At 41.3% G+C, this 25673-nt stretch carries 26 protein-coding genes; 20 read left to right on the top strand and 6 right to left on the bottom strand.

From position 1 onward, the window contains the following. Window positions 1-198: 198 nt before the first annotated feature. Window positions 199-483: a hypothetical protein gene (locus tag C7475_RS30205; RefSeq protein WP_146217710.1), complete on the bottom strand. Its 285-nt coding sequence runs from the start codon at window positions 481-483 to the stop codon at window positions 199-201. A 124-nt stretch (window positions 484-607) separates the two neighbouring features. Beyond that, window positions 608-1576 (bottom strand): sensor histidine kinase KdpD, encoded by a 969-nt coding sequence (locus tag C7475_RS30200; protein WP_110057166.1) that lies wholly within the window; start codon window positions 1574-1576, stop codon window positions 608-610. Between the two features lie 714 nt (window positions 1577-2290). Between C7475_RS30200 and C7475_RS30195 the strand changes: the two genes are divergently transcribed. Further along, the gene (locus C7475_RS30195; RefSeq protein ID WP_110057165.1) at window positions 2291-2695 is read left to right on the top strand and encodes a hypothetical protein; all 405 of its coding nucleotides are present in this window, start codon (window positions 2291-2293) and stop codon (window positions 2693-2695) included. Between the two features lie 169 nt (window positions 2696-2864). Here C7475_RS30195 and C7475_RS30190 read toward each other — a convergent pair whose 3' ends face one another. Both C7475_RS30190 and C7475_RS30185 read right to left on the bottom strand, forming a co-directional pair. Then, window positions 2865-3068 (bottom strand): hypothetical protein, encoded by a 204-nt coding sequence (locus tag C7475_RS30190; RefSeq protein WP_110057164.1) that lies wholly within the window; start codon window positions 3066-3068, stop codon window positions 2865-2867. 91 nt (window positions 3069-3159) lie between these two features. Beyond that, window positions 3160-4641: a PLP-dependent aminotransferase family protein gene (locus tag C7475_RS30185; protein ID WP_110057163.1), complete on the bottom strand. Its 1482-nt coding sequence runs from the start codon at window positions 4639-4641 to the stop codon at window positions 3160-3162. Window positions 4642-6170: 1529 nt separating this feature from the next. Between C7475_RS30185 and C7475_RS30175 the strand changes: the two genes are divergently transcribed. The 18 genes from C7475_RS30175 (at window position 6171) to C7475_RS30090 (ending at window position 23000) form a co-directional block, all read left to right on the top strand. Beyond that, on the top strand, window positions 6171-6356 hold the full coding sequence (locus C7475_RS30175; protein WP_146217709.1) for a hypothetical protein: 186 nt from the start codon (window positions 6171-6173) through the stop codon (window positions 6354-6356). Further along, window positions 6353-6832, top strand: coding sequence for a hypothetical protein (locus tag C7475_RS30170; protein WP_110057160.1), 480 nt, complete (start codon window positions 6353-6355; stop codon window positions 6830-6832). Before C7475_RS30175 ends, C7475_RS30170 begins: the two co-directional genes overlap by 4 nt. Window positions 6833-6834: 2 nt before the next feature. Then, on the top strand, window positions 6835-8577 hold the full coding sequence (locus C7475_RS30165; protein WP_110057159.1) for a hypothetical protein: 1743 nt from the start codon (window positions 6835-6837) through the stop codon (window positions 8575-8577). 37 nt (window positions 8578-8614) lie between these two features. Then, window positions 8615-9274: a hypothetical protein gene (locus C7475_RS30160; protein ID WP_110057158.1), complete on the top strand. Its 660-nt coding sequence runs from the start codon at window positions 8615-8617 to the stop codon at window positions 9272-9274. A gap of 60 nt (window positions 9275-9334) precedes the next feature. Then, a complete protein-coding gene (locus tag C7475_RS30155) occupies window positions 9335-10069 on the top strand; it encodes a hypothetical protein (RefSeq protein ID WP_110057157.1) in 735 nt (244 codons plus the stop codon). Between the two features lie 104 nt (window positions 10070-10173). Then, window positions 10174-10548, top strand: coding sequence for a hypothetical protein (locus tag C7475_RS30150; RefSeq protein WP_110057156.1), 375 nt, complete (start codon window positions 10174-10176; stop codon window positions 10546-10548). Between the two features lie 154 nt (window positions 10549-10702). Beyond that, window positions 10703-11056 (top strand): hypothetical protein, encoded by a 354-nt coding sequence (locus tag C7475_RS30145; protein ID WP_146217708.1) that lies wholly within the window; start codon window positions 10703-10705, stop codon window positions 11054-11056. Continuing rightward, a complete protein-coding gene (locus C7475_RS30140; RefSeq protein WP_110057154.1) occupies window positions 11049-11363 on the top strand; it encodes a hypothetical protein in 315 nt (104 codons plus the stop codon). The genes C7475_RS30145 and C7475_RS30140 overlap by 8 nt, the downstream gene beginning before the upstream one ends. A gap of 11 nt (window positions 11364-11374) precedes the next feature. Further along, entirely contained in the window at window positions 11375-12184 is an 810-nt protein-coding gene (locus C7475_RS30135; protein ID WP_110057153.1) for a hypothetical protein, read from the top strand. After that, window positions 12181-12363 (top strand): hypothetical protein, encoded by a 183-nt coding sequence (locus C7475_RS30130; protein WP_110057152.1) that lies wholly within the window; start codon window positions 12181-12183, stop codon window positions 12361-12363. The genes C7475_RS30135 and C7475_RS30130 overlap by 4 nt, the downstream gene beginning before the upstream one ends. A gap of 51 nt (window positions 12364-12414) precedes the next feature. Then, window positions 12415-13131, top strand: a complete 717-nt coding sequence (locus C7475_RS30125; protein WP_110057151.1) for a hypothetical protein — start codon at window positions 12415-12417, stop codon at window positions 13129-13131. A 1-nt stretch (window position 13132) separates the two neighbouring features. Next, a complete protein-coding gene (locus C7475_RS30120; protein ID WP_110057150.1) occupies window positions 13133-14179 on the top strand; it encodes a peptidoglycan-binding protein in 1047 nt (348 codons plus the stop codon). Between the two features lie 11 nt (window positions 14180-14190). Beyond that, complete coding sequence (locus tag C7475_RS30115; protein WP_146217707.1) at window positions 14191-14670, top strand: hypothetical protein; 480 nt, start codon at window positions 14191-14193, stop codon at window positions 14668-14670. A gap of 50 nt (window positions 14671-14720) precedes the next feature. Next, window positions 14721-15347 (top strand): hypothetical protein, encoded by a 627-nt coding sequence (locus C7475_RS30110; RefSeq protein ID WP_110057148.1) that lies wholly within the window; start codon window positions 14721-14723, stop codon window positions 15345-15347. A gap of 88 nt (window positions 15348-15435) precedes the next feature. After that, window positions 15436-16407: a hypothetical protein gene (locus tag C7475_RS30105; RefSeq protein WP_110057147.1), complete on the top strand. Its 972-nt coding sequence runs from the start codon at window positions 15436-15438 to the stop codon at window positions 16405-16407. 24 nt (window positions 16408-16431) lie between these two features. Then, the gene (locus C7475_RS30100) at window positions 16432-16638 is read left to right on the top strand and encodes a hypothetical protein (RefSeq protein ID WP_110057146.1); all 207 of its coding nucleotides are present in this window, start codon (window positions 16432-16434) and stop codon (window positions 16636-16638) included. A gap of 69 nt (window positions 16639-16707) precedes the next feature. Then, on the top strand, window positions 16708-21510 hold the full coding sequence (locus C7475_RS30095) for a strawberry notch C-terminal domain-containing protein (RefSeq protein WP_110057145.1): 4803 nt from the start codon (window positions 16708-16710) through the stop codon (window positions 21508-21510). Between the two features lie 26 nt (window positions 21511-21536). Further along, window positions 21537-23000: a hypothetical protein gene (locus C7475_RS30090; protein ID WP_110057144.1), complete on the top strand. Its 1464-nt coding sequence runs from the start codon at window positions 21537-21539 to the stop codon at window positions 22998-23000. A 91-nt stretch (window positions 23001-23091) separates the two neighbouring features. On the opposite strand, the gene C7475_RS30085 is transcribed toward C7475_RS30090, so the two are convergent. Beyond that, on the bottom strand, window positions 23092-23901 hold the full coding sequence (locus tag C7475_RS30085; RefSeq protein WP_158286656.1) for a DUF2971 domain-containing protein: 810 nt from the start codon (window positions 23899-23901) through the stop codon (window positions 23092-23094). Window positions 23902-24129: 228 nt separating this feature from the next. On the opposite strand from C7475_RS30085, the gene C7475_RS30080 reads away from it, so the two are divergent. Continuing rightward, window positions 24130-24369, top strand: coding sequence for a hypothetical protein (locus C7475_RS30080; RefSeq protein ID WP_110057142.1), 240 nt, complete (start codon window positions 24130-24132; stop codon window positions 24367-24369). 51 nt (window positions 24370-24420) lie between these two features. Here C7475_RS30080 and C7475_RS30075 read toward each other — a convergent pair whose 3' ends face one another. Next, window positions 24421-25542 (bottom strand): site-specific integrase, encoded by a 1122-nt coding sequence (locus tag C7475_RS30075; protein WP_110057141.1) that lies wholly within the window; start codon window positions 25540-25542, stop codon window positions 24421-24423. Between the last annotated feature and the right edge of the window lie 131 nt (window positions 25543-25673).

Raw genomic sequence — 25673 nt, 5'->3', positions numbered from 1 at the left:
GATTCAGGTTGATTATCAATTGTTAATATGAGCGAATCCGGAAATAGGTGGTCAAGATGAGCGTTAGGGGTGGTCAACATCAAGCGTAATACACACTACGATCTTTAAGACTTGATAAAACAGATTTGTTAGATTGCATTTTCTTGTAGTTTTGTTGATATAATATTGCATGGATTGACTATGTATCTTCCAGAATATCTATTTCTTTTTTCTATACTTCTCACAGTATGTCGCGAAATCACCATACACTTCATCAACAACTGCGATGATCTTTTCTTTCTCTGCATTGCTAAGATTTGGAACGATTCTTTCCTTGTTGGTGCCTGGTTTTAAGATGTTGCGCATCTTGCGATAAAAGGTGGGTATACTCCATGAACATTCTTCGCAAACACGCTCACGAAAATAAATTGGTAAATTGATCATTCTTGAATGCACATCCTGTAATAAATTAACCGGTTGCGACAAGGGCATCGTTTTTTTCATGTTTAATAATTTTAGCATTAACGTTTAACGGATAAGAGTAAAGTTCTTTTGTGATAATAGTAGATAGGAATTAATTATGGATGAACGCGGCTTAGCATGAATACAATCGGACAGCATTTATGAACTATGCTGCATTATAGTCTATTATGTCATAAGGTATGCTCACTGTGAAGCTTGTAACACCGTTGTTACTAGTGATCTTTATATCTCCGTCAAGGATTTCGGCGTATAGTTGACATAGATATAATCCAACTCCCGCTCCTGCACCGCCGGGATTTACTTTATAATATAGTTTTAATAATTTGGTGGTATCTTCTGGCGGAATTGTATGGCCGAAACTGATAACTGAGAAAGATATATAGTGGGCAAAACCTGTAACAATTAGCTGAATGTCTTCTCCGGTACTATATTTATAGGCATTACTTAGAAGGTTTTGAATTATCTGTCTGAGTTTCGCTTTATCGGTGACAATAGATTTCGCATCTAGTTGATTGTGTTCGACAACAAGATTTTTATTTAAGCCATCATTCATAAGGAGATAGGGCATTGTACATTCATTTATAAACTCAACTACTCCAAATGTTTGATTATTAGGCCTTAGCGAAAAGCATCCATCTTTGAATTGCACAGTAGTGATCATATTTGATAGTATCTGAGTACTGTTGAAAAGGATGGATTTAAGGGTATCTAAATAGTATGAAACGTTCGGTTGAGAGGGAAAAAATAAACTCATAATTTCTATAAGTGCTTCAACGGCGATTGAGGCACCCGATAACTGAGTTTTAATTTCATGTGCAAATAGTCCAAGAAATCTTTCTACTGATACTTCTTCCAACGTTTTACGATCGGTAAGTAAGAATGCCGCTTCGATTAACCGTCGATAATCTTTATCCACTAGATCATAACACAGAAGATTATATTCATACCCCGATCGGGAAATTGATGCTAAAACCCGATCAAGCTTATGAGTTTCTGTTCTTAAATCAGAACTTCCACAGAATAAATAAAAGACATCCATTGGGTTTTGCATTTCCTCATCTGATAGACAGAACGGAAATCTGTTTTTCTGAGTCAACTTTTGATTTTTATTCATAAACGAGAATTATTGTTAAGAATAATGGGTTCAAGTATTTAATATGGCAGTATTCGATTTACTGCTGATATTACATAGTAGTATAGAATTATTCCCTTACACTATTTGAAATGTCAGGTTTATCTTTTGATCGTATATGGATTCCTTCATATAAGGACATGCCTATAATAAAGTAAATGCGTCCAGATAACTAGGCTTTTTACTAGTTTAAACTTATTGTTCAGGATTAGGGGTTAATATATGAAGCTGATTCGGGTGAGATGTATCTAAATTTGGCGTCACTTATAGAGAATAGAGTGGCGTTTCTTTGCGGAAATAAATAGGGTTGGAACCTACCCGCACTGCCTCTCTGGCTCTCACAAAGCCAACCACCTTTCGGTGGCTAAAGCACAATACGTAAGTAGGCCCAACCCTTTTTATTTGGATCGGGCGCCTTAACTTACACTCGTGCTTTAAACTTGTGAGATTTGAGAGACGAGATTCGTTAAACGCTTACTTAATATCATATAAGTAGCGCAAAATAATATTTTCTGCCCAAAAGCGAACTTATTATTTATAGCTATATACTAACTCAGTAATTATGTCTGCAAAGTAAGGATAAAAATCCACGTATAGTGGATAAAAATACATTGATTGGGATATTTATTTTCTATTAGTGGATAAATAGTTGTTTTTCAACTTCTTTTATCATTTTTATAAAAATTATCACTCGGGATGGCTAAAAGAACTAAAAGCGCTCCGTTGGAAGTTCCAAAAAAAGGTGGAGGAAGGAAAACCAAGACTGTTGAAGACTTGAAGCAAGACATCGCTACGAAACGCTTGTCGATAAAATCCATATTTGAGTCTGGAAGTCTCACCAGTCTACGGGAACTGGAATCTCTTTTCACTAAAGCGATGGCCAATGAGATGGGCGTTAGTCACACGAATTTCTCAGGCAAGTTTAAGAATCCTGTTGAGTTTAGTTTGAAAGAGATGTATAGGTTCGCTTATTATATCGGTATCGACCAAAAGTTAATTTCCGAGCAGGCAGATAAGGAGATTTCTACTAACCGTACCCTTGTAGCTGACTTGAAAAAATTTAAGAGTGTTCAAGATATGAAGCAATACAACTCAAAATAAGTTGAATACATATAAGCAAGGATGTAGTGTTTCTCCTAAATGTGTGATTTTATGCTGCCTGTTAACTGATATAAAGTCAATCTGCTAAGTTTTCTAAGTTGTGGTGTTTTTCTTAATGTTTGAAAGTAAGCGCGGAAGAATTGAGTAGTAGTTAACGTATGCTGATAGTCTATTCAGCTGCTAAATTATAGGGCCCCAATTTATCCAATATTATTTTTACTTGTAGAGCTGTAAAATAATATCCGCGCCTGGGTCCAATGTCTGATATAAAAGGCTGAAGCCATGTGTTGAAAACCCGTCTGCTTACTCCATATGAATTAGCAAGCTCCTTTGTATTCATAGCTTTGATTCGAAACTCTTCTTTCTCTTTCATACTGTGGTGTTTAATGGGTATACTATATATTGTAGGTTAAATAAGGACATTATTTAGCTAGTTCATGTTTGCGCCAGTATGCTGACGGTAGTTATTTTAAGGAATTTGCTATTTCTTCTATTCCTTTTTCTAGTTCATAGTTTGAAAGAGATGCAAACCCAATACGCAGGATGTTTGGAATATCAGTTCCCGATATGATAAGTTCTGGCGGCGGAATCCAAATATTACATGTTATTAGTTTTTTGCGCGTTGTATTGACGTCATGCTTAGCGTCTAACTGTATGCAGAACGCAAGCCCGGCATTTGGAATGTTGTAATTTGCATGCTTGTTTAGATTTTTATCTAATACATATGCCATGAAATCCCTTTTATGTTGATAGATCTTTAAACTACTACGGGCATATTGTCCTATTATATCGGATTTCATCATGTCGGCTACTGCTTGCTCTAGAATGGCGTCACCACGTTGGTATATAGTATTATAGAACCCCCGTAGCGACTGAATGAACTCGCGAGGGCCGGCTACGAACGCCATCAAATTCAATGGTGCCATTAACCTACTTACGCTGCTGATGTATATAACGTTTTTCTCGATACTCGCGGAAGCAACTGGCAATGTAGATCCAATGTTGTAGCAAAATTCATGATTATGATCTGTTTCAATTATTGCGAATCCATATTGTTCTGATAATAGCTGCAGATGTTTTTTGCGCTGCTGAGAAAGTGTCACAGTTGTTGGGTATTGACACCCCGGTGTAACAAAGACGGCTTTGATTTTCTTTTCATTACATATTTGTTCCAGTCGGGTGGTCGAGATGCCTTCATCATCAACTGAAATGGGAATAAGGCTTGCTCCGACCTGCTCAAAAGTCTGCCAGCTAATTGAGCTGCCAGGGTCTTCAACTACTATATTATCTCCAGGAAGTAGAATAACTCTTGCAACCATATACAATGCCATACGTGTACTATGTATAGTGCAGATATTTTCCTCTCGCAAATTTAAACCCCGACTGTTACGTAGCATATTGCATATCTCGCGGGCTAGTAAATAATAACTGTAGCCACCGTCATAATCTGATTTCTTCTGCCTTGTACTTCGAGAAGACATACGCTTGTATGCACTTATAAATTTACTGCTGGGAGCCAAATGAGGATCAGGATATCCGTCGTCAAACTTTATCTTCCAGTGTCCAGGTGGAATTTCGGAACTAACAATTGGTTCCGGGAATTTGTTGTAAGAAAAGTTGCTTTCAGAATGTGATGGAACTGTCGAAGCTATGAGATGAGTTAGCCGATTTCGCTTCGGTAGTAGACCTTCACTAACAAAGGTTCCTTTACGTCTTTCAGTTCGAAGAATGCCTCTGTCTGTAAGTTCCTCATAAACCTGTGCGATCGTATTTCTGTTTACTTTCAATAAGTTAGCGAGTTCTCTATAGCTTGGTAATAGCATACCAGCTTCCAGATGTCCATTTTTTATTTCGCGGATTATTCCATTCAAAATTTGATCGTGAATGATTTTTGTTCTGTCGAGTTCAAAAAATAAAATGGTGTTCCACCTTCTCAATAATGCCATAGTACGTAGGAAATGGTCTTAACAAAAACTTAGTATATTTAATATCCCCCTTCATTGGTTAGAAGTAAGAAAACCTGACAACAGCTATAAATGGGTGTAACAATCACATCGGTTTACGTTTTAGTTCCAATAGGTATTACTTCTTTAATGCTTATACGAAAATAGGTGCTATTAAGATACAACAATCTGGCCTAATAAATATTGTGTCAATCTGGCCCATTGTATCAATTTATATTAACGTTATACAATTGTTAAAATTGTCTTGTAGTGTAACAATTATGCAATAAAAATCAATCACTCGCTGTCTCGGGACAAAACAATCTCGACTTAATTCAAATCTTATTAATGTTTTTCAAACCCGGTCAAATGAAAGGTAAATGGTAGGCAAACAGTTCTTAACTGTACGGACGTCTCTCTGTCGTTAATTGCATAACGTAATATGAAAAAAAGTTACGCTTTAATTTTTCTTAGCCAACAGGTACTAATCGAATTTGAACAATTTTATGCTTAATCTCATAAAAATTTGCCAAAGCTGACAGATTATTGTTAAAAGTATCTGCTTTATCAATATTCGGTTAAATCTGAGAACCTACAATTTGTCGGTCCCTCATCTTTGTTTTCATAAAAAAACATCGCATGAGACGAATTATTCCTTTGCCCTTGGCTGATCGCACGATATCAGGTCGCCTTTGTAATGCCGCATGGCATTTTATGTGTGCCGTTCTTTGGCCCGAGCAGTCATTTGATGATGAGGAACATAAGCGCTCCATTGTCCTTATCAGAACGCATCTTGACTATCCTATAGTTATGGAGGCCCGGTTCATCGAATTTTATGAGCGATTATTACTTGCACATGAGGCGATAAATCTTGGGCAGCCTAACTGTTTGCCACAGCCATCTGTGTGGTTGCAGCCACATTATCTGGAAGGATATAGTGCCACCAACAATAAATATCAGCGGCTTTTGTATAAAAGGTTGGATGTTCCCGGATACCGTAGCGACTATTTTATTTTGGTATCCAATTACTACAAATACAGCTATGGGAATAGACGCTCAACGTTGGTTACTTGCCGAAGAATTTTGTTAAGACTGAATGCTTTTGATTTACTATCTCTTTTGTACAGGACGATATTCCATTACAGTTTTTTTCATTCCAAACTTATCTAATTACTTATGGTTACTGTGAAATCTATGGCCGAATCTGGGCAAACATTCAAGCTGCAAGCATATACAATTGTGGCTTTTGCAAAGTTATATGGTGTTAATAAGCGGACTTTTAAAGGGTGGCTTCGACCTTTCTTGTCAGAGATCGGGGAACGACAAGGCTACTATTATAACATTCGTCAGGTTCAGATAATTATTGATAAAATCGGCTTGCCATCAGAAATTCCATTGGACGATTAACCGAGCAGAAGTGGACAGAATTGCAAGAGTTGGTGGGATTTGAGCATTTGTAGGCAGATGGTGGAAAGTAGGGGAATAGGATCGCTGCATCTTTGTATCGTAAATGTCAACTCAAAATGTTAGATATGAAAACAGAAACAAGCGGTTATTTCAGTAACGTACTTCTTACTGGTACGCTCTTGCTGGCGAATGTTGATGTGAGCGGTCTACTTGATTACGGATTAAAAGCACTTGTAGGCGGTGGCATTTGGTTGGGCTTTAAAATTCTTGCAGATTATTATGATCGTAAACGCAAATCAACTGGACAATGACTGTAAGTAAGCTACTGGCTGGAGCTGTTGTAATCGGAGGTGCTGTTGCTGGTGGGAGCTATTTCTACAACATGCGCCGCGCAAGCGTGCAATTGGAGGTCATACCAAAAGCATATATACACAGTCTTTCATGGACGGCTCTGACTTTGAGAGTAGACGCACTCCTAAAGAATCCTACTCGCGCCAGTTTTAAAGTCAAATTCCCGTATATCCGAGTTACATACGATGGCTCACTGCTTGGCAGTAGCCAGGTTATAAATAAGGATATACAAATTCCATCGTTTGGACAGGTTGTAATCGATAGTATGATGGTAGAACTGCCAGTGATAAGCATCGCATCCAGTGCATACAGCATCATAAAAACACTGTTTGATAAAAAGTCTGTGAAACTATCTGCAACTGTTATCACGACCATTGATCTTGGTTGGTCAAGGATACCTTACAACAGCGCATCAGAGATAACATTAAAACCATAGCAATGCAGGCAGCAACCAACAGGCAGGTGCAGGATGGGGCGCAGTATGCGCATCTGTTCCCTATTGCAACCGGTATTATAAAGACGATTAAAACAGATGCGACGGTTGGCGATACACTGACATTTATCCAGAAGATTGTACCAGAAACGCTACAACAAACCAGTGGTATCGCCAACGTTCTGAAAGGAAGCAATACATACGATACCTGTCGTAATATATGGCACTTTGTATATAAGCATATTCGATATAAGAAAGACAAAGATGGTTATGAGCAAGTACGCAGCCCACGTCGTAGTTGGGACGATCGCAAAATGGGTGTTGACTGTGATTGCTATACAACGTTTATCAGTAGTATTCTGTGTAACCTGCGAATACCGCACATACTGAGGATAACGAAATATTCCAGGCCGCATTTTCAACATATATATCCGGTAGTTCCCTATGGAGATAGGTGCATTACAGTGGACTGTGTTACGGACAAATTTGATTACGAAGTTCCTTACTCAGAAAAAAAAGATGTGTATATGGATTTACAATATTTAGATGGACTTGGCACGCTATTGCCCTACTCAAGCGCTGATGACCGCATCGTAAATGGCCTGGATGGCGATGAGAATTTCGGTGAGCTGGGACTGTTTGGAAAAAAGAAGAAAAAGCAGGCAGAAGATAATGACCCGATGAAAACCCCCGATGCCGTTCCTGGAACCGGAAAGAAAAAGAAAAAAGGGTTTTTCAAAAAGATACTAAATGTCGCCAATAAAGTTAACCCTGTAACACTGGCTTTGCGTAACGGTGTTCTGGTCGCTATGAAACTCAATATCGGAAAGATCGGCAGCCGCTTACGCTGGAGCTATCTTTCTCCCAATGCAGCAAAAGCGAAGGGAATTGACATAGCACGTTATCAGCAGCTCGTAAAAACGCGGCAAAAGCTGGAAGATATATTTTCTAACGCGGGTGGTAATCCGGCCAATATGAAGAAAGCTATTCTGAAGGGAAAGGGCAACAAAGACCATGCGGTTAATGGTTTGCTTGGATTGGGCGCTATCATGCAAGATGATGGCATTATGGGTATGAACATCTATACGCCTCTTCCTCAGTTACTAGGCCCTGAGATTTACTATGACGAAAACGTGCGTGGCATGGAAGGGTTTGAAGGTTTTGGCGAACTAGGAGAACCAGCCACTTTAGCTACTGTTGCTGCTGCCTCTTCTGTTATTGCTGCTATAGCCGCTTCATTAAAAAAGATAGGTGACATATTCAAGGGCAAAAAGACAGAAGGTAGCGAGGACTTTTCTGAGGAAGCTGCCGCAGCTGCGGACACAGACGTGGAAGCAGTCAAAGTAGCCGCCCCCACTGCTGCGGCAACAAATCCGGCTACTGCTACTGCTGCATCTACATTTTTAGCATCCGAAGATGGTGGCAATTCTTCTCCTTCTACAGCAATGGTGCGATCTGCATCAGACACTGGGACAGTTATGGAAGATAGTACATCAGCGCCCAACTCTACTAATACACCAAAGGGCTTCTGGAGTAATAACAAAAAATGGATAATTCCAATGGGTGTAGGCGTCGGGGTGATAGGTGCTTATGTAATAGCCCGTAAAAAGTCCTCGCCGGCCCCGGCACATTCAAGAACACTGAATGGGCCACCAGCTTCAAAAAACTACCGACGCAAACCACGCGGAGATAGCAACCGAGGTAAGAGTAAAGGAAGGAAGCGCAAAGCTCCAATAGCATTAATGTAGGAGTAAATATCACATCTTTTCATTTAAAAAATTTACAATGGCAAAAGCGAAAAGGAACAGATACCAGAAAGCTGCGACTAAGCAGGCTACACTGGCTAAACTTTCTTCCCGGCTCGAAACAAAAGGTGATGTGAAACATTCTGCAATGGAGACAGGTAAGGATCTGCTTATCGGTGTCTTGGGTGGCGGGCTGGTTGCAGCACTGATCGGAAAGCCAGCTTTTTTGGTTGGTCTGGGTGTTACAGGTATTGGTCATTTTGCGGGTAATACGCTGGCCAGCACTTTCGGTCTTGGTATGATGGCAGGCGGTAACATCGTGGGAGGTTCGGTAAGTGGCATGGATGGGCTGGAAGGCGCTAAAGAACGGATGCAGGCATTTAAAGACAGCATGCTTCAACGTACCTATCTGGACAAATTTATTAAGAAAGAGACAGTTAACGGTACTGTAGGGGCATTGCAATATTTCGATTACGGACAAGTGTCTGGTACATCTGATAATCCAGAGTTATACGGTATGGGAGCGCTTGATGAGATTGAACAAAGTCTGGCGGATGTCGGGATGGCGAGATTACAAGGCGCAGAAGAAGTAGGAACAATTGGTGCTTTATCAGAATTGGAGCTGCAAGGACCAACTGTAGGAAGTGCCGAACTGGATGGTGCTATAGGTTTTGCAGATGTTTCTGATTATAACTTCTAAAAAACTGCTCTTAAAAGTATAATAATCACACGTAACAAAAATCATCAAAAATTTGTATATATGTTAGGACTAGATGGACTTAGCAGCTTGGGAGCTGCTGAAGAATACAATAATGCCGGAGCACTGTTCGGGTTGGACGGTCTTGAAGGCGAAGAGCTATTAGGAGCACTTAAGAGAATGAATCCCATTAAACGCCAGCGTACAATTAATAAACTAGCGTCTCCTGCTTCTCCCTCCAAAGGTAGCCGTGCAGAAATGGAAAAGCACTTTAATGAGATTCCTGCTTATATCCAAGCTGGTTTAAAAAGTGGTGACTTACGTCTTGCAGATACTATGATTTATAGCATAAAACCTGTCTCCAGCCGGACTATTAAACTATGGGAGCCGCAGGATGATCGCGAAGTAGGATTACGTAATATTAGTAATGCGAAACTTCCCAAAAATCAAGCGCTATTAGTCAGTGGCATCACATTGTTGGCAGGTACTTCTGCCGATGCAACAAAAGATAAGATAGTTGCAACCGACTTTAAGGCGCTGGAAGGCTTTCCCGCTATTGTCAATGGAGAATTTAACCTGAAGGCAAATAAAAAGCAGTTGGTACCGGAAACTTCCATTGCAATGTTTAAAACCAATAGTTTCCATTTTGTGCCTATTGGTTATTACAAGTTAAGTAATCCGCGCTTAATCGTTGATGATGTGCTTATTGAAGCCACTGTAGAATTAGGAACACAGGACGGAATACCGGCAAACACTTATATCTATTGTTCTTTACACGGCACTATCACAACGCCATAAACTATGTATTTGGCATGGCAAACAGCAGTTCCTAGCATTATATTATTTATATCGACCCTTCTGTTGTTAATCTTAGCGCTTTCACTTACAATAAATTGAAAAACATGAGTATCGTTAAAAAAAGATTTGATATAAACATAACTGCTGCGCTTCAGACCGTCAGCCAGACCTTTGAACTTGATAAAAACATCACCCATGTGAAAAGTATTTTGATTACATCTGACAAGGATGATTTGATCTATTACAGAGGCAGTCAACGTATAGAGATGAACAAGGGCGAAATTGTTCCGGATAACTATGAATCTAAATTGCTCATGTCCGGTATTAATCTTTCACCGAATTTGCGCTTCTATGAGATCGGCGATATGCCCGCAGGCAATGGTCAAGTAAAGATGACCTATACAGATCGGGAAGACAACCGAGTGCCATTTGAAGCGTATCGAGTTTCGCTATATCTCAACTGTCTTCAAACTGATTAAGATGTCGAATAAATTGTTGAGTACCGTCATCTGCTCAAACGTTTTGATCCGAAAAAAAGGACAACGGGTATGTTTCCAAATAAAAATTCCGCCTGACGTTATTCGAATATTAGGAATAGAAACAAGTATACGTAGCAGGTACTGCCGCGCTTTCATGCCGTGGCGGTGGGATTTTACCGGTGGCTTGCTCTCGTTACAATCTCCCGACAGCGCGGATCGATGTTATAGCAATTATGTAATGGTGGAGCAAAGTACGCTACTCCCAACAGATCTTGGATATCGCGTGTTCGACGCTGGTTTTATCCCGTGGTCATTCGTTGGCACATCAACTATTCCACAATCAGCTTCGAAAGAACCCGATGTGCTGGATATAGCAGCCCCTAGCATACTTTATGGTGTATATACCGACATGTGGGGCGTCACGATGGCCCGTAACTTGAGCTACCGGCTTTCCATTCATTTGTGGGTTACTGTCAATGACCTTTATAACGTTCCATTCCATGAATAGCGCCATAGTTATAGAATACATAAAAAAGCGAATGATTGAGTTAGGACATGGGGACAGATACAATCTATTGCTTCGCCATATAGTGTTGTCCTCCGGAAGTAAAATCGATATAGATGCCTATAATCAACTTTGGGTACTGATTGAACCTGTAGAAATGGTGGAAATTATCAGCAACACAGGCTACTTTGATTTGTCTCTAAATCTTAGCAATGAATTACAATACGAGCACACGGGGATAATTGAAATTAAGAGCTATGCTGGAGACAGAGCAGTCCATGTTCGTTTTGTCCAGGCAGTTCCCAAATAAAAATTTATTATATGCCTATTGTAGAAGAGCGCTATGAACAGACTCGCGTAGATAGCCTCCGTCGCAGTTTGCAACGAGAATCAGATAAAGGCAAACCACGAGACTATGAAATTTTTGTTGATGGTTTTAAGGTAGTGCCACGCACAAGTGACCTGAATGAATTCGATGATTACGAACAAGAGATCAGAACAAATACCCGCAATGTTTCTTTCCTATTATTTGATGGCCCTGGAACGAACAGAAACACCCGTTATTCATTTTCATTTCACAATAATCAACAGTCGATAGAACAACCTGCAACATTAGGAGAAATAGACCAAATCGTTGCACAGAAGCTGTCAGATCGTGAAAGGGACTATGAGCTTAACCGATTGCGAGAGAAATTGCAAGAAGCACAAGAACAAATTGAAGAAGCAGAGGAATATAGCGGAACATTGCAGGCTCGCATTGCAGAACTAGAGCAGGAAAGTAAGGGTAAGATGATGAAATGGGGTGACCTTGGTGCCTCTATCCTTATGGGGGTCTTACGCAATCACGCTCACAAACTACCACAGGGGCTATCAGGGCTATTTGATTTAGATACTACTCCTAAAATAACTGACGGTGGCCTGAATGAATCGCAAGAAGGGCGAGCGAGTTATAGCAAAACGGAAGATTTTGACGAACACACGCGTAGCCGCCTTGCACTACTGGAACAAATGCAACAACGATTAAGTGAGCAGCAGATCATTGGGGTTCTAAATATCATCGGATACTTGACAGAACATCCTGCAGAAATCCCGACAATCATTGCATTACTAACTGAAAATTTAAAAACATGAAAAAACACAATTTTAAGGTAACAATTGAAGCTAAGACAGAAACAGATGCAGAAGAGAAGGTAAAGGCACTCACGGTCTTAGCAGCAATGCTATCAGCAAAAGAACTTGCGAAGTTAGCACAGGTTGTAACATATGATCCGGTAAAAACAGCAATGGCAAAAACCTATCTGGGTCTTTAGCGCCTCGCATTGGGCCTTGAGAAAGTAATGGTGTAATTCATAATCGATGGCATGTATTCACAGTATCCGAAATATTATCGTACCAGTCGTATCCAGTCTGAAGTTGGTGGCCTTACGCTAAAGGAAAAACTTGCTTTTGGGTTGGTTGGTGTCATCTTTATTGGTGGAGCTGTTATTATTGCCCGTGGCCTGATCCGTAAGAGACAGGCAGATGCAGAGGAAAACAAGAGCTATGTAGATGGTAATGCTGCAACGTATGCGAAGCAACTTAGAATGGCATTTAATAATGATGGATGGTTTGGGACGAATATAAATGCCATGAGAGAAACCATAACTCGGTTACCATCAAAACAAGTAATGCGTCAGGTAATCGATAGTTACCAAAAGTTATACAACCGCTCTTTATTACGTGATATGGAAAACGAGTTGCAAAGTACGGAGTACAACGAAATGCTTGCTATTATTTCTGTAAAGCCGGAAAAATACGAAGCGGGCACTCCTACACAACAATTGACTGTTGTCCACTATCAAAGTTGGGCCTCCCGTCTGAAAGCCGCATTTGACAAAAGCTATGGCCCGATGCCTGGTACGGACGAGGACGCGATCAGTGCAGTGTTTAACGAAATGCCAACACAGTCTTCATTTGTTCAGACTGGCGTCATTTACAAATCATTGTATGGCCGTGATCTGATTGCTGACTTGAAACGAGAACTTGAATTTTGGGAATATCCATCATACATGCAGATCATAACGCAAAAGCCTAAGTAGTATGGCAGTAAAAAAGGAAAAGAAGACAGCGGGAGGTCGCACTGCTAAAGGACGGGTGCGATCCAGTAAAACAAGGACTAGCAGGATAACCGGCAGCAAGATTGTTCTGACAACGCTTTCTCTTGGAGCAATCGGAATATTAGGATATCTGGGCTGGCAGTATATGAAATCCCGCAAATCAAAAAAGGGGGCGAACCTCGATGAAACCTTGCTTCAGAATAACGGGAGCGGCAGAGGTAATACGTTTCCTTCAGGCATTTCATTAGAACCTATAGTACCCGGCGCCGGTAGTTCTATACCAGACAACGTTAATATTCCTCCAATATCCATACCCAACAGGGGCAGCGGCAAGAGTACTAAAGCAACCGATGATTTCCCGTTGAAAAAGGGTAGCAAGGGCGACAATGTGCGTAAATTTCAAGAGGCGCTCATCCGAAAATATGGTAGTAAAACGCTTCCCAAATATGGTGCAGATGGTGATTTTGGTTCCGAGACAGCCAATGCGCTTGTGAAACTAAAGATGCCGGTTAGTATCTCCGAAACCTTTTTTAACGTATTGACACAGGGAAGCGATACTACGGCGGGTAGCAGTACAAATTTATCAGGTCTCGCCACTAAAATTTACAATGCAACACTTAAACGTGATTTTAACACTGTATTATCATTGCTAAAAAGCATAAAAAGCAGTGGTGATTATAGTACCGTGAGCGAGGCTTTTAAACAGTACCGTATTGGCGGGGTGCGAAAAACTCTTGTCACTGGCTTACTCGATACTTTCAGCGCCACCACACAGAAGGAACAACTACGTCTTGCGTTTGCTACAATGGGACTTACTTATGATGGTAGTAAATGGAGCCTTTCCGGTATAGACGGCATTCCTATACTAACTACTGTTCCTGCCAAAGTTTGGGTTAACGCCACAACAGCTGTAACAGTACCTCCGCATACGATATTAGGCAACGAAGTGGCGAGGCGGCTTCAGTATGTGTTGTTCGTCAATAATGGTCATCATTTTCTTGTACACTCAAATTGTATAAAACATCTTTAATCAACTCTTTTATGAAAAGACAAAGAATTCAATTCACAGAAAAACAAGTTTCACGAGTAAACCGTCGATCCTCCCGTATAGCTACAGGCAAAGGTAGAATAGGATATCAAACCAGCCACATTCGATATATTGTCATACATAGCACAGGAACAAAGCCTGATATGTTACTGAGTGATCTGGACAAGCTCCCTTATCATTTCATTGTGACCAGGGCAGGAAAGTTGCTAAAGCTACGGCCAACACTAAGCACGGAGGGAACTATAGAAATTGCACTCGTTGGCGGTTTGGACAAAGAAGGCAATAGACTGGATTGCCGTACTGAACGCCAGAATGAGACACTGTTTAATAAGCTGGTGCAGCTTTTGGAAAAACACCCAAATGCAAAAGTTGTACCTGCCGACAAAGTCTATTTATACGCTTATCCGAATCCAGGTTTTAACCTGTTTCAATGGATAACGGACTACGTTCCTGCCGTTCTACGTGCAGCATAAGACTTTCGACATCTCCGCAACGCACTCTTCATTCCAACAACAATTATATTATGATCGAACAATTAAAGCAGGCCCTTTCTGCGAAAGGGTACAGGGTATTTTCACGCCCATATGAATTAAATATAATAGGAATCCGAGCGGTTACAAATGTGCCAAATGCCTTTGATGATACTATCTTTGTTTTCTACTCCAATGGTACGCAATGGCAACTTCTGAATTATCCGGCAACCACCGATCCTGGTATGCACTATTTGAAGCAACCTATAAATAATGCCGGTACTGCCATTCTCAAACCTGGACAATACGTTAACTGCTATGCCACTGGGCTGCATCGCGGGTTATATACAGCGCTAGTACAGCAATCGCCGGTTACAGTGATCAGGGATTTTAACAAGGACGGACGGTTGGATTTTCAATCTGGCAAAGAACAAACAGGCATGTTCGGTATCAATATACACAGGGCTGAGACAGCCGGTACGACCAAATATGTCTCCAGCCATTCTGCAGGGTGTCAGGTTTTCGCTAACGCTACAGATTTCGCAGCATTCATGCAGCTCTGCAACCAGCACAAAAAGTTGTATGGCAACAAATTCACCTATACACTCATTGAACAATCAGAGTTACCGGCAGGATTGGCATCCCGTCTCTCGCCTCTCCCTTTGGGGGAGGCCGCATAACTGCTGTGCCAGTGATTATTGTTACGGGGACCCTGGCGGCAACAGCACTTGCACTACTTTCTTACAAGCTTGTTAAATCAAAATTATTATGAAGAAATTTTTATTGACGCTATTGCAGGATAAGAACGGACAGTATTCCATTAGGGAAATGACAGTGTGCACACTATTGGTAGCACTGATAGTCAGTTGGATAATCCAACAGCTTTTTAATAAATCCGTTCCGGAGTTCATGTTTTTCACCATTGGAGGGCTTATCGCAGCTGGTTTGTTGGGCTATAGCCTAGAAAAAAGCCTACCACCTCAAACCCAGGTAAACAGGAATAGGAACAAATTCATCTCTCATCTCAAAAAAAACAGAATGAAAAAGATAACAGAGATTACACAAACACCTATTGTCAAGCGTATGTTTGGGGTTGCCCGCACCCTTTTCTTTTTATTGGGGGTACTCACCACATTGAGCACAACACAATTTTTCAAGAGCTGCAACAAAGGGGTACATGAAGAGGTTGTAGTAGGTACAGATACGCCTTCCAACGATGAGCTAAAGGAACAGAAAAAAATCATTTCTAATTATAATAGACGCATAGCGAATCTAAGCACGCAAAACTCCACACTAGAAAAACAGGTTTTAGAGGCGAGAAATGCCCTTTCTCGTTCAATCAAATCAAATACCAATTTACAGAAACAGCTACACCAACGAATTGAAGACAATGCCATACTGACTGATACTGAGGAACGACTGACGAACTGTGATAGCCTTGCAAGTTTGACCAGTGATCTTGTTGTATCGTGTATGGAAAAGGATAGCTTGTATAACAGCCTAACGTCTGCACTGACGGAACAAGTGGCGATAAAAGATAGCACAATCACAGCACAGGATCAACGGTATAATTATCTGCAATTGAACTATGATCGTAATCTCGTGCAGCAGCAAATATTACTTACTGACAATCTTGACTTAAAAAAGCAGGTAAAGCAGCATAGGGCACGGAGTAAGCTACTATCTACGTGCCTGCTTATACTAGGCGGCACGGTGACATATATGGTAGTGCGGCACTGAAAGTAGGTATGCATTTTATAAAACATGGAAAATACAGAGAAAGTAATAATATCAACCTCAACGCTTATCACCTCGCTATTGTGTTATTCCTACGCCAGGGCTGCCAGAAAGGAAGCGGTACCCTATGTTATGGTAGGTGCATTTTTAGGAACATTGATAGGTGAAGCATTAGCAGAGCGTATGAGTGGGCCAATCAACAAATCAGTTGCCAACAGAATAGAAATGGAATAAATACCATACGAATATATCCGGTCCTCTTTGATGACAGATCACCATTAGCCCAACGTCAATACACGTAATATGCCGAACGAAGCAAAGTCATTAGGTTTTAAAGGGCAATCTTTTGTGCGGGAAGTAATGAAGGAATTACTTCAAAAAAAAAATGATAAGCATACAAAAATTAGTTTAGAGAAGTTAGCAGTTTCTGAATACGGCATTACAGACAAAACGGAAGTAAAAGAGTTGACCGAATTGGCAATCGTGAAGGCAGCCCGGCACTATGCAAGCAGTAGCGGTACTGTACGACAACGTTTTGAAAAGATTGTAGAACTATACCAGAGGCAGGTAAACCTTTCTCACCGCACAAGTCAGAGCATATTATTACAGCAATATAGTACCCCCGCGCCAATTGGTTACCTGATGGGCGTTTTCTGTGGCTTGGACAAATTAGCGTCTACTGGTGGGCTTGCATTTGAGCCGTCAGCAGGCAACGGATTGCTTACTATTGCTGCAATGCCGAATCAGGTGTATGTGAATGAAATCGATGCTATCCGGCGTGGAAATTTGCAAGTACAAGGATTCGCGAATGTTTGGAGCAGAGATGCAACAAAGCCTTTCTTTGATTTAGAGAATACATTTCAGGCAGTATTAACTAATCCTCCCTTTGGCACCCTGGACGTGGGAATATACTTTGATGGTTACAAGATTTCAAGCCTTGAACATGTAATGGCAATATATGCTTTAAATACAATGGTCAGCAATGGAAAAGCGGCGATTATAATTGGTGGTCATACAACATGGGATGACCGGGGAAGGATACAGGCGGGTAAGAACCGCATTTTTTTTAATTACCTGTACTCTCGATATTATGTTGAAGATGTAATCAATATTGATGGCAGAAAACTGTACAGTAGGCAGGGAACAGCTTTCAACGTTCGATTGATTTTGATAAACGGACGTAAACCTCACCCTGAAGGTGTAGCCCCGCTCCATCAGCCACTACGGGATACTGTAGTACGTGGATTTGATGAACTCTTTGATCGTGTAGTGACACCGATTAAGAAACATATGCACACTATTACTGAATTTCCGGTGATAAAGACATTCGATATGAAACTTGAAGATGAAGCCTTGAAATTGGTAAACAAGCTCCGTAAAAGTATCGCTGGTGAAACACTTGGTGCTCCCTACTCGCCAGCCTCCCAGGCCTGCGTGGTACTGAATACACAAGTGCCTGATAGTATGGCCTTTGAGACACAATCCGCAGTAGACAGGATACGCAGAGAAGTGGGTGGCGACATGGATAACTTTGTTCGGCACCGGCTGGGCTATGATACCAAAGTAGCATTATGCCGTGCGCTCAGTGCGGAACAGATCGACGCTGTAGGTGTGGCTATTTACAATATCGAGGCGAGAGCACAGGGCATGATAATTGGCGATCAAACCGGAATCGGGAAAGGGCGAGTTGCCGCCTCCATTATCAGGTATGCGACCGAACAAGGATTGAAGCCGGTATTTCTGACGGAGAAGGCAAACCTATTCTCTGACATATATCGTGATTTGGTTGCTATCGGAAGTGGTCATCTTCGCCCATTCATTGTCAATAACCGAGAATCAAAATCGGATATAAAAGATGAGGATGGCAATGTGATCTATCAGGCCCCCGAATTGCAGCAACAGAAAAATATTACTGCCAGTGGTACACTTCCTGCGATCTATGACTTTGTGGTTGCCACTTATAGCCAGTTTAACAGTGCAGATAAAAAGCCGGAGAAGCCGCGTTTTTTACAAAACATCGCGCAGGATAATATCATTATCATGGACGAAGCGCATAACTCCAGCGGCGCATCTAATACCGGTAGATTTATGCAGGGTGTAGTGGCTGAAACGCGCGGCGTAATATTCCTATCTGCGACTTTTGCCAAACGCGCAGATAATATGCCGATCTATGCCATGAAGACGGCTATAGCCGATTGTACCATGAGCAAGGAGGCATTAGTGGAGGCTATTACAAGAGGTGGCGTAGCATTGCAAGAGGTATTGAGTGCACAACTCGTAAGTGAGGGCCAGATGTTGCGCCGTGAGCGATCATTTGAGGGAGTAGAAGTGAACTATCTTACCCTGGCAGATATGTCCGAAGAACATAAGGCTATAGCTGATAATATTACCGAGATACTTCGTGATATTATTGCCTTCCAGAAAAATTACGTAGACGCACAAGTGGAGGCACTTGATGAAATAGCAGCAGCGGAAGGTAAAGAAACTACTTTACGGGAAGGGACTTCGCAGGCTGGCGTCGATAATCTCCCATACTTTTCGAAGATCTTTCAGGTTATCAATCAAATGCTGTTCTCCCTGAAAGCAGACGCGGTTGCTGAACGTACCATCATGCGACTAAAAGAGGGCAAAAAACCTGTGATTGCGTTTGCCAGTACAATGGGGAGTTTCATTGAGACATTGGAAGCTGAGACGGGTATGCCTGTGTCAGACGGCGACACAATCAACGCAGATTTTTCCGAGGTGCTCTGGCGGGGATTGGATGGTGTTTTACGATACACTGAAAAAGATGTTACAGGCAAACCGGTATATAAAAAGTTTGCTGTGCATGAACTAGGAGAAGCAGCTTCATTGGAATACCAGCGTATTAGCGAACGTATAAGTGATGTATCGACTGGTATTACTATTTCTCCCATTGATGTTATTGTACAGAGACTTAGAGCAGAAGGTTACAGTGTTGCAGAAGTTACCGGCAGGAAATATGAACTACAACTCAACAGGCAGACGGGTATGGGACTGGTACTTTCCCGCAGGAGATTGAATGTAAATGATGCATTCCGCAGGTTCAATAATAACGAGGTAGATGTGCTGATGATTAATCAATCTGGTAGTACTGGTGCCTCCGCACACGCAATACCTACAGGTAGAGTATCAAGGGAGGAGGTACGGCAGCGTGTAATGATTGTGCTGCAGGCAGAGCTAGATATTTCGACCGAGGTACAGAAGCGTGGACGTATCAACCGCACGGGACAGATACTTAAACCAATCTACGATTACCTTATAAGTTCAATACCGGCAGAGCAACGTCTCATGATGATGCTCCAAAAGAAATTAAAATCCCTGGATGCCAATACTACTAGCAACCAGAAGCAATCGACAAAAATACTCGACGTGCCGGACTTCCTGAATAAATACGGTGATAAGATCGTAAAGGAATACCTGATAGAAAATCCAGACGTAAACAAACTGCTGGACGATCCCCTTCATATATTGCGTTCTGAGGAGGATAGTGAAGGTGCCACCCCCTCTAACAGCGAAGATGCGGCTATGCGTGTAAGTGGGCGCGTAGCGGTGTTGTCAACAAAAATGCAGACAGATTTTTACAACGAAATTGCGGAGCGGTACGGTGATTACGTGGAATATCTAAAGCAAGTTGGCGAGTATGATCTGGAAGTCGAGGCTATGGCCTTACAGGCAGAGACGACCAGCGCCCGTGTGGTGAAAATGGGTAATGGAGCGGGCAGCGTGTTTGGTACAGACAGTGTACTTGAAACAGTTAAGGCGAACGTCCTAAAGAAACCTTTTAGCCATACGGAACTGGATAATCTTCTGGCTGATGCTCTGAAGGACGGAACGTCGGATGCACTCAAACAGTCTCTCATTAATACTTATGAAACAGACTGGCAACAACGCCTGGATAAGGAGCTGGATGAAATACGGAACTACTACGAGGGCATAATCCGTGACATTCCTAACGAAAAGAAGATACAAAAGATAGAGAATGGCACTATGGAATGGCAGGAAGCAGTAACGGCACGAGAAACGGAATTGCAAGAGGCCAGGGAGAAGAAATTACACAATGCTGAAACAACCGCATACAATAGGAAAGTTTATCTACTGCGCCTGTTTAAGTTTTTTCATATCTCTCGTTCGCTTCTTTACCCGGTAGAAAGCTATTCAGGGGGGAAAGAAATGTTACCGGCTGTATTCTTAGGTGTGGCCATTGATAATAAAAAGAAAAACCCATTTACCCCTTCGCAGGTGCGGCTACGATTTGCTATTGCTGGTAGCACCAAGTACATAGTTTTCCCGGCCTCTATGTCCGCAAACCTGTTGGAGATTATCGGAGCGAGCAGTGATATAATTCAACCATCCGGCAAAGAAGCGTTATTGGACAATTGGGCTGAATATGTAAAACAAAGCAGTGTAGACCGTACAACCCGCCATATCATTACCGGCAATCTCCTACAAGCTTTTTCGGACTTCCGGGGAAAATTGGTAAGCTATACGACAATAGATGGACAAACTAAGAAAGGCATTTTAATGCCGGAACACTGGAATCCTGGGGAAGAAGTTGCTGACAATGTTACCGTGCCTATCTTAAAAGCGCTTCCGTTTATCCGTTCAATTGTCAACGGCGCTCAACTTACTACAGATAACGGGATTTCCTTTTTTAAGAAGGTGGGTAAGTTCCGGGTTATTGTATCCGGTTCTCGTCAGCGTTCGGGGGATATTTACTTAGATAGAGATCTACTTGCACTGGTTGAGGGGAACAATTTTGAAAAAGTCTCCAATAATATGAGCGCCTGGCTGGATGAGAACCGAATAAATGACTTTGTGCGGATATTGGGTGATAAACATGGCGTTTCTGTAACCCTGAATGGTGCTCAGTTCCGCCAGATAGAGCAAGAAATTACTACCACTGCAGAGCGTAGGGTTATTGCCATCCCACCACCTTTGGACGAAAGCGCTGAGATGAGAGCAAATCAGCAGCAGGAACCTGTAAATATTTTTCCAGCAGAGCCAGATATGGATATACTGGAATTGGAAGCTGAAGCGCTTATTATAAAACTAAAGTTGCAATCACGTATGCGCATGGCTGCATAACGATCAACTTCTCTAAAATCTACTCCATGTTTACAACAGACAATTATTTCGACCGGATTAAGGTTGTCAGTATAAACAGTCTTCCAGCATTATTACAGGAAAGCCATCAGTTCATTGTGAAGGCAACGAAAAATGGTACAAGCTGGGCAGGCTATCAAAGTAGTCAAGCCATAAAAGAAGCCATTGACCTCCATTTAGAACAAATGCAGCAGTATGAGGCGAAGCAGCGAGTAGCAACCGCCAAGGGGGCAACGCCAAAACCCAATAAAGAAAAAAAAACGAAAGCTGACTCACTAAAGCAGAAAGCTGCAAAGGAGGATAACAATACAGCCCCTCTGATGGTATCCCGTATACCGGATGAGTTGAGGTTTATCAGGCGTTTTTTAAATATGCATGAGAAAACACAGGTTAAGGAGCAGATACTCAGGTTTATTAATGCGCTACAGAAAGCTATTGTAGAGAAGCGCATTCGAAAGACTTCTCAGTGGGCGGAGCAAATCACCTACATACAGAACCGGTTGATAGAGACCCACAATACAATGAAGGATAAAATAACCATTATACTGACACCAGAAACCCGGGAACAGTTTAAACAGTCTGTGACAGGCGAAAAATTATTATCTTCTGTAGGCTTTATCAAACGGTATATTGGTCTGCATCAAAAGGCCGGTGTAAAGGATAAGGCTACAGCTTTGCTGGCGCAGATCGATCGCGCCTATAATAAGGGTAGTCTAACGAATAGCGACCCTTATACTTCTCATATGCTCACGATACAGCAGAATCTGCAAAATTTCATAGCAGATAGAAATACGAAAGTACTAAGTATTGAACCTGCAATATTATTCGGACTGCAGGGCATATTATCCGGCCTAGACGGTTGTGCCTGTGGCAATCATTCTTTGAACGGTCTTGATGAAGTGCCGGAAGTTATAAGTAGCGTTGATTTTGTACAAAAGGAGTTTCCTACAATTGGTTTTACTGGGAAGTGGCGGGATTTTATAGGTGATCCTTCTCCTGGTTTTACTGCGATGGTTTCTGCACGTCCCAAATTTGGGAAATCCACTCTTTGCGCTGACTTTGCTGGGTATCTTGCCCGTTCACATGGGCCAGTTTTATTTGTTGCCAAAGAAGAAGGGTTCAGCAAGACACTTCGGGATAAGCTGGAAAGGGTAAGGCATCCTCGCCTTATGGTAGCATCTTCCTTACCGGCAGATCTTAGTTCCTTCCAGTACATTTTCCTTGACAGTGTTACTCGTCTCGGTTTGACACCTGATGATCTGCGCAGGCTGAAAGCGACCAACGCAGGTAAATCCTTCATATACATTTTCCAGGTTACTAAGGGGGGGCAGTTCAGAGGGGCGAATGATTTTCAGCATGATGTGGATGTGGTAATTGAGCTGCCACAGCCGGGAAAGGCAATTCAATTTGGCAGATACAATCAAGGAGGAGAGTTGGACGTGTTTGATGATAACTATGCACAAGCCATGTAATTCGAAAGTATTAAGAAAACTAACAGTTTGTTGTTAACAAAACGTGGACGTCTGTTCGCACTTTTTGTTAATATCTTTTAAATAAAAAAAACTAGGCGGCAACGGCTCTTATTATCGGAATCATATTTAGTTTAAATGCCTTTAAATCTACTGTCGCTTCAAATATTTTTGCCCCTGGAAATTTCTGGTCTGCTAATAGAATAATTTCTTTTTTGAAGGCGTCAGGCATATTACAGCCAAGTATAATTTCTGTTATAGCCTCGTCTGGTAATTTAATGATCTTTCGGGATCCGTCGATCTTTACAAATCTGTGTTCATCCTCATATTGCCAATGTTCCGATTTAGTACATAATATTCTTGTCAAGCCCTCCTGTGTATTATCAAAAAGCCCCAAAACTGGAAAATCATTTGAGTAAATAACTGGCCCCAATTGGCCTTGAATGCAATCAAATAAAATTTCCGGATTAAATCCAACGCAAAACCCTCTATGGGAGTCACCGTAGTGTGACCACATTAACAAATTATCTTTCGATTTAGTCAAGCATAGTATACCGAATTTTGCATTAATATCTGCTTTCCAGCTTGGATACTCATCCATCCAAAATGCATCTGCTGTAAAATCCACGCTCATTTGACGTTCATAGCATAGTTGGTGCAATTCTTCGTCTTTCATTTCTGGCCATTCTCTTTTCCCTAACTCATACAATTTTTTGAATATGTTATCGGGAGTAAGATCTTCCTCTTTGTAGCGAAAAGGAAAAGTTGCATCAAAGGGATCATTAAATTGGTCGGGGGAGGAAAGGAAGACTTCTGAATCAGTCAACGTTTTCTTCGCATATTTATCATTCCATATTCGATATTTATAGAGTGTGCCAAGATCAGCCGGACGGGGTTGGTTCATAAACATATAATTATGACCTTGAAAATAATTTATTTTTGGTGTACTATATTAGTATGCATAGGAATTGAGTAATTTCCTCTATCAGCTTGTCAATTCCAATGGCTATAAAAAATAGTTTTGAGCAATACTAAGTATAATTCAACTTTGTTTGGCCAAAGTGGGCAATACAGAGTAATAGTAGGAAACTGTCTTTTCCGAATACTTCATATTTGCTTTCAAAACCGTTTTATGATAAAACAGGATGAATTAGTTACTATGAGAGCTATTGCCCTTTGTTTCAAACCATTTTTAAAACCGGAAGAGGCATTAATTTTCTGCAATCTTGGCCGTACGCAGTTTGCCAAAAAATGTGAGGAATTTGGCCTATATAAGAACGACAATGGCTACTACAAAAGAGAAAATCTTGAAAAGATGTTGGCCGGTGAAAAAGTTTCAGTGATGGAGGCTGATCTGAAAAAGAAACGTTGAGATTTGCATTGAAAGAAAAATGGCTGTCCAATGCGGACAGCCATTTTTCTTTTATTCCTCTTTTACTCCTTCAGGCAAGTGCAGAAAGTATTGACTGATGTTAGGTGATGGTAATTTGCTAATCGTTTCGGTTTGATCTTTAGGTCTGTGTCTTTTATATACTTTTCTCACCTGAGTAGTAGTTGTATGGCCTAATAGGGCTGCGACTGTGGCATCGTCTACATTTTTATCCTGAAGGAGTATTGAGAAAGAAAGGCGAGCACAAGACCAAGTAATATGTTTCTTTATGTCAGCGGATTTAACCCATTTCTCCAATGTTTTATTACAGCCATTGCGGCCTGGAATCTGAAAAAGTTTGGTATTACTAGAGAGATTACCTTTTTTCTTCCTCTGCTTTGCCACAATTGCCTGAGCTATGGGATGTAGCGTAAGTGTAACTGGCTGTCCTGTTTTTGCCTGGATAATCCGAGTGGTAAGTATACCCTCTTTAATATGATCATTGAAAAGACAGTCAACGTCAACCCAACGAAGGCCAGTATAGCAGCAGAAAACAAACGCCTCTCGTATTTCCTCATTTAAACAAGGAGTATTGAGTAAAGCAAGATATTCTTCAACTTCTAAGTTTTCTTTCAGTTGAATGCTGGGATTTGATTTTGAGTTAATTTTTTCTGTTGGATTTACTCTGTAATAGCCGTCGCTTGTTGCCGCTTTAAGAACCCACTTCAATCTTGCGTAATAGTTGGCAGGTGTCTCCCCAGTAAATTTATCGAGAAGGAACTGCCTAAACCGCTTACAAAGATTCTCCGTCACATCTACAGGAGATATAAAGTCACAGGCAATAAATTCTTTAAATTGGACAAGGCTGTTAGCTAGGTGCCGATTTCCATCTCGTTTATTTAGTCTCACATATTCCTCAAAGTATTCAAGGAAATTAGCTTTAAACTTATGGGCTGGTATAAATCCCGTACCTATGGCCTGTTGTTCAATTATTAAGTGACTTTTCTTAACCTCAAGTAGGTCTCTCGCCTGTTTATTGTGATTTTTTTCAGTTTGGTTTTTGGGACGGGTATAAACAAAAATACCAGTTGAAGGTCGCTGACCACGGCCACGACCATAGTCATAATAAAAGGTGATTTTATCTCCTTTTCTATTTGGGCGCTCTAATATGTTCATATCGTTGTGGCTTGAAGGTTATAGAATTTAGTGCACAACGAATATGCCGTACCATCTGGCAATAGCAGGGCAAACGTGGTTTTTAAACCGCAATGAATAAGTAAGTGAAATAGTGTCAAAAAGAGGGTGTA

This window comes from Chitinophaga sp. S165 (assembly GCF_003182155.1).
Lineage (GTDB): Bacteria > Bacteroidota > Bacteroidia > Chitinophagales > Chitinophagaceae > Chitinophaga.
This window is presented reverse-complemented; position numbering and strand designations above follow the sequence as displayed.

Excerpts from the sequence above, each read along its gene's own strand:
- C7475_RS30130 (WP_110057152.1), top strand. The coding sequence starts at position 12,181 with ATGAAAAAACACAATTTTAAGGTAACAATTGAAGCTAAGACAGAAACA.
- C7475_RS30125 (WP_110057151.1), top strand. The coding sequence starts at position 12,415 with ATGTATTCACAGTATCCGAAATATTATCGTACCAGTCGTATCCAGTCT.
- C7475_RS30120 (WP_110057150.1), top strand. The coding sequence starts at position 13,133 with ATGGCAGTAAAAAAGGAAAAGAAGACAGCGGGAGGTCGCACTGCTAAA.
- C7475_RS30135 (WP_110057153.1), top strand. The coding sequence starts at position 11,375 with ATGCCTATTGTAGAAGAGCGCTATGAACAGACTCGCGTAGATAGCCTC.
- C7475_RS30110 (WP_110057148.1), top strand. The coding sequence starts at position 14,721 with ATGATCGAACAATTAAAGCAGGCCCTTTCTGCGAAAGGGTACAGGGTA.
- C7475_RS30145 (WP_146217708.1), top strand. The coding sequence starts at position 10,703 with ATGCCGTGGCGGTGGGATTTTACCGGTGGCTTGCTCTCGTTACAATCT.
- C7475_RS30155 (WP_110057157.1), top strand. The coding sequence starts at position 9,335 with ATGTTAGGACTAGATGGACTTAGCAGCTTGGGAGCTGCTGAAGAATAC.
- C7475_RS30195 (WP_110057165.1), top strand. The coding sequence starts at position 2,291 with ATGGCTAAAAGAACTAAAAGCGCTCCGTTGGAAGTTCCAAAAAAAGGT.
- C7475_RS30105 (WP_110057147.1), top strand. The coding sequence starts at position 15,436 with ATGAAGAAATTTTTATTGACGCTATTGCAGGATAAGAACGGACAGTAT.
- C7475_RS30165 (WP_110057159.1), top strand. The coding sequence starts at position 6,835 with ATGCAGGCAGCAACCAACAGGCAGGTGCAGGATGGGGCGCAGTATGCG.
- C7475_RS30175 (WP_146217709.1), top strand. The coding sequence starts at position 6,171 with ATGAAAACAGAAACAAGCGGTTATTTCAGTAACGTACTTCTTACTGGT.
- C7475_RS30095 (WP_110057145.1), top strand. The coding sequence starts at position 16,708 with ATGCCGAACGAAGCAAAGTCATTAGGTTTTAAAGGGCAATCTTTTGTG.
- C7475_RS30090 (WP_110057144.1), top strand. The coding sequence starts at position 21,537 with ATGTTTACAACAGACAATTATTTCGACCGGATTAAGGTTGTCAGTATA.
- C7475_RS30140 (WP_110057154.1), top strand. The coding sequence starts at position 11,049 with ATGAATAGCGCCATAGTTATAGAATACATAAAAAAGCGAATGATTGAG.
- C7475_RS30185 (WP_110057163.1), bottom strand. The coding sequence starts at position 4,641 with ATGGCATTATTGAGAAGGTGGAACACCATTTTATTTTTTGAACTCGAC.
- C7475_RS30170 (WP_110057160.1), top strand. The coding sequence starts at position 6,353 with ATGACTGTAAGTAAGCTACTGGCTGGAGCTGTTGTAATCGGAGGTGCT.
- C7475_RS30085 (WP_158286656.1), bottom strand. The coding sequence starts at position 23,901 with ATGAACCAACCCCGTCCGGCTGATCTTGGCACACTCTATAAATATCGA.
- C7475_RS30200 (WP_110057166.1), bottom strand. The coding sequence starts at position 1,576 with ATGAATAAAAATCAAAAGTTGACTCAGAAAAACAGATTTCCGTTCTGT.
- C7475_RS30190 (WP_110057164.1), bottom strand. The coding sequence starts at position 3,068 with ATGAAAGAGAAAGAAGAGTTTCGAATCAAAGCTATGAATACAAAGGAG.
- C7475_RS30115 (WP_146217707.1), top strand. The coding sequence starts at position 14,191 with ATGAAAAGACAAAGAATTCAATTCACAGAAAAACAAGTTTCACGAGTA.
- C7475_RS30100 (WP_110057146.1), top strand. The coding sequence starts at position 16,432 with ATGGAAAATACAGAGAAAGTAATAATATCAACCTCAACGCTTATCACC.
- C7475_RS30150 (WP_110057156.1), top strand. The coding sequence starts at position 10,174 with ATGAGTATCGTTAAAAAAAGATTTGATATAAACATAACTGCTGCGCTT.
- C7475_RS30205 (WP_146217710.1), bottom strand. The coding sequence starts at position 483 with ATGAAAAAAACGATGCCCTTGTCGCAACCGGTTAATTTATTACAGGAT.
- C7475_RS30160 (WP_110057158.1), top strand. The coding sequence starts at position 8,615 with ATGGCAAAAGCGAAAAGGAACAGATACCAGAAAGCTGCGACTAAGCAG.
- C7475_RS30080 (WP_110057142.1), top strand. The coding sequence starts at position 24,130 with ATGATAAAACAGGATGAATTAGTTACTATGAGAGCTATTGCCCTTTGT.
- C7475_RS30075 (WP_110057141.1), bottom strand. The coding sequence starts at position 25,542 with ATGAACATATTAGAGCGCCCAAATAGAAAAGGAGATAAAATCACCTTT.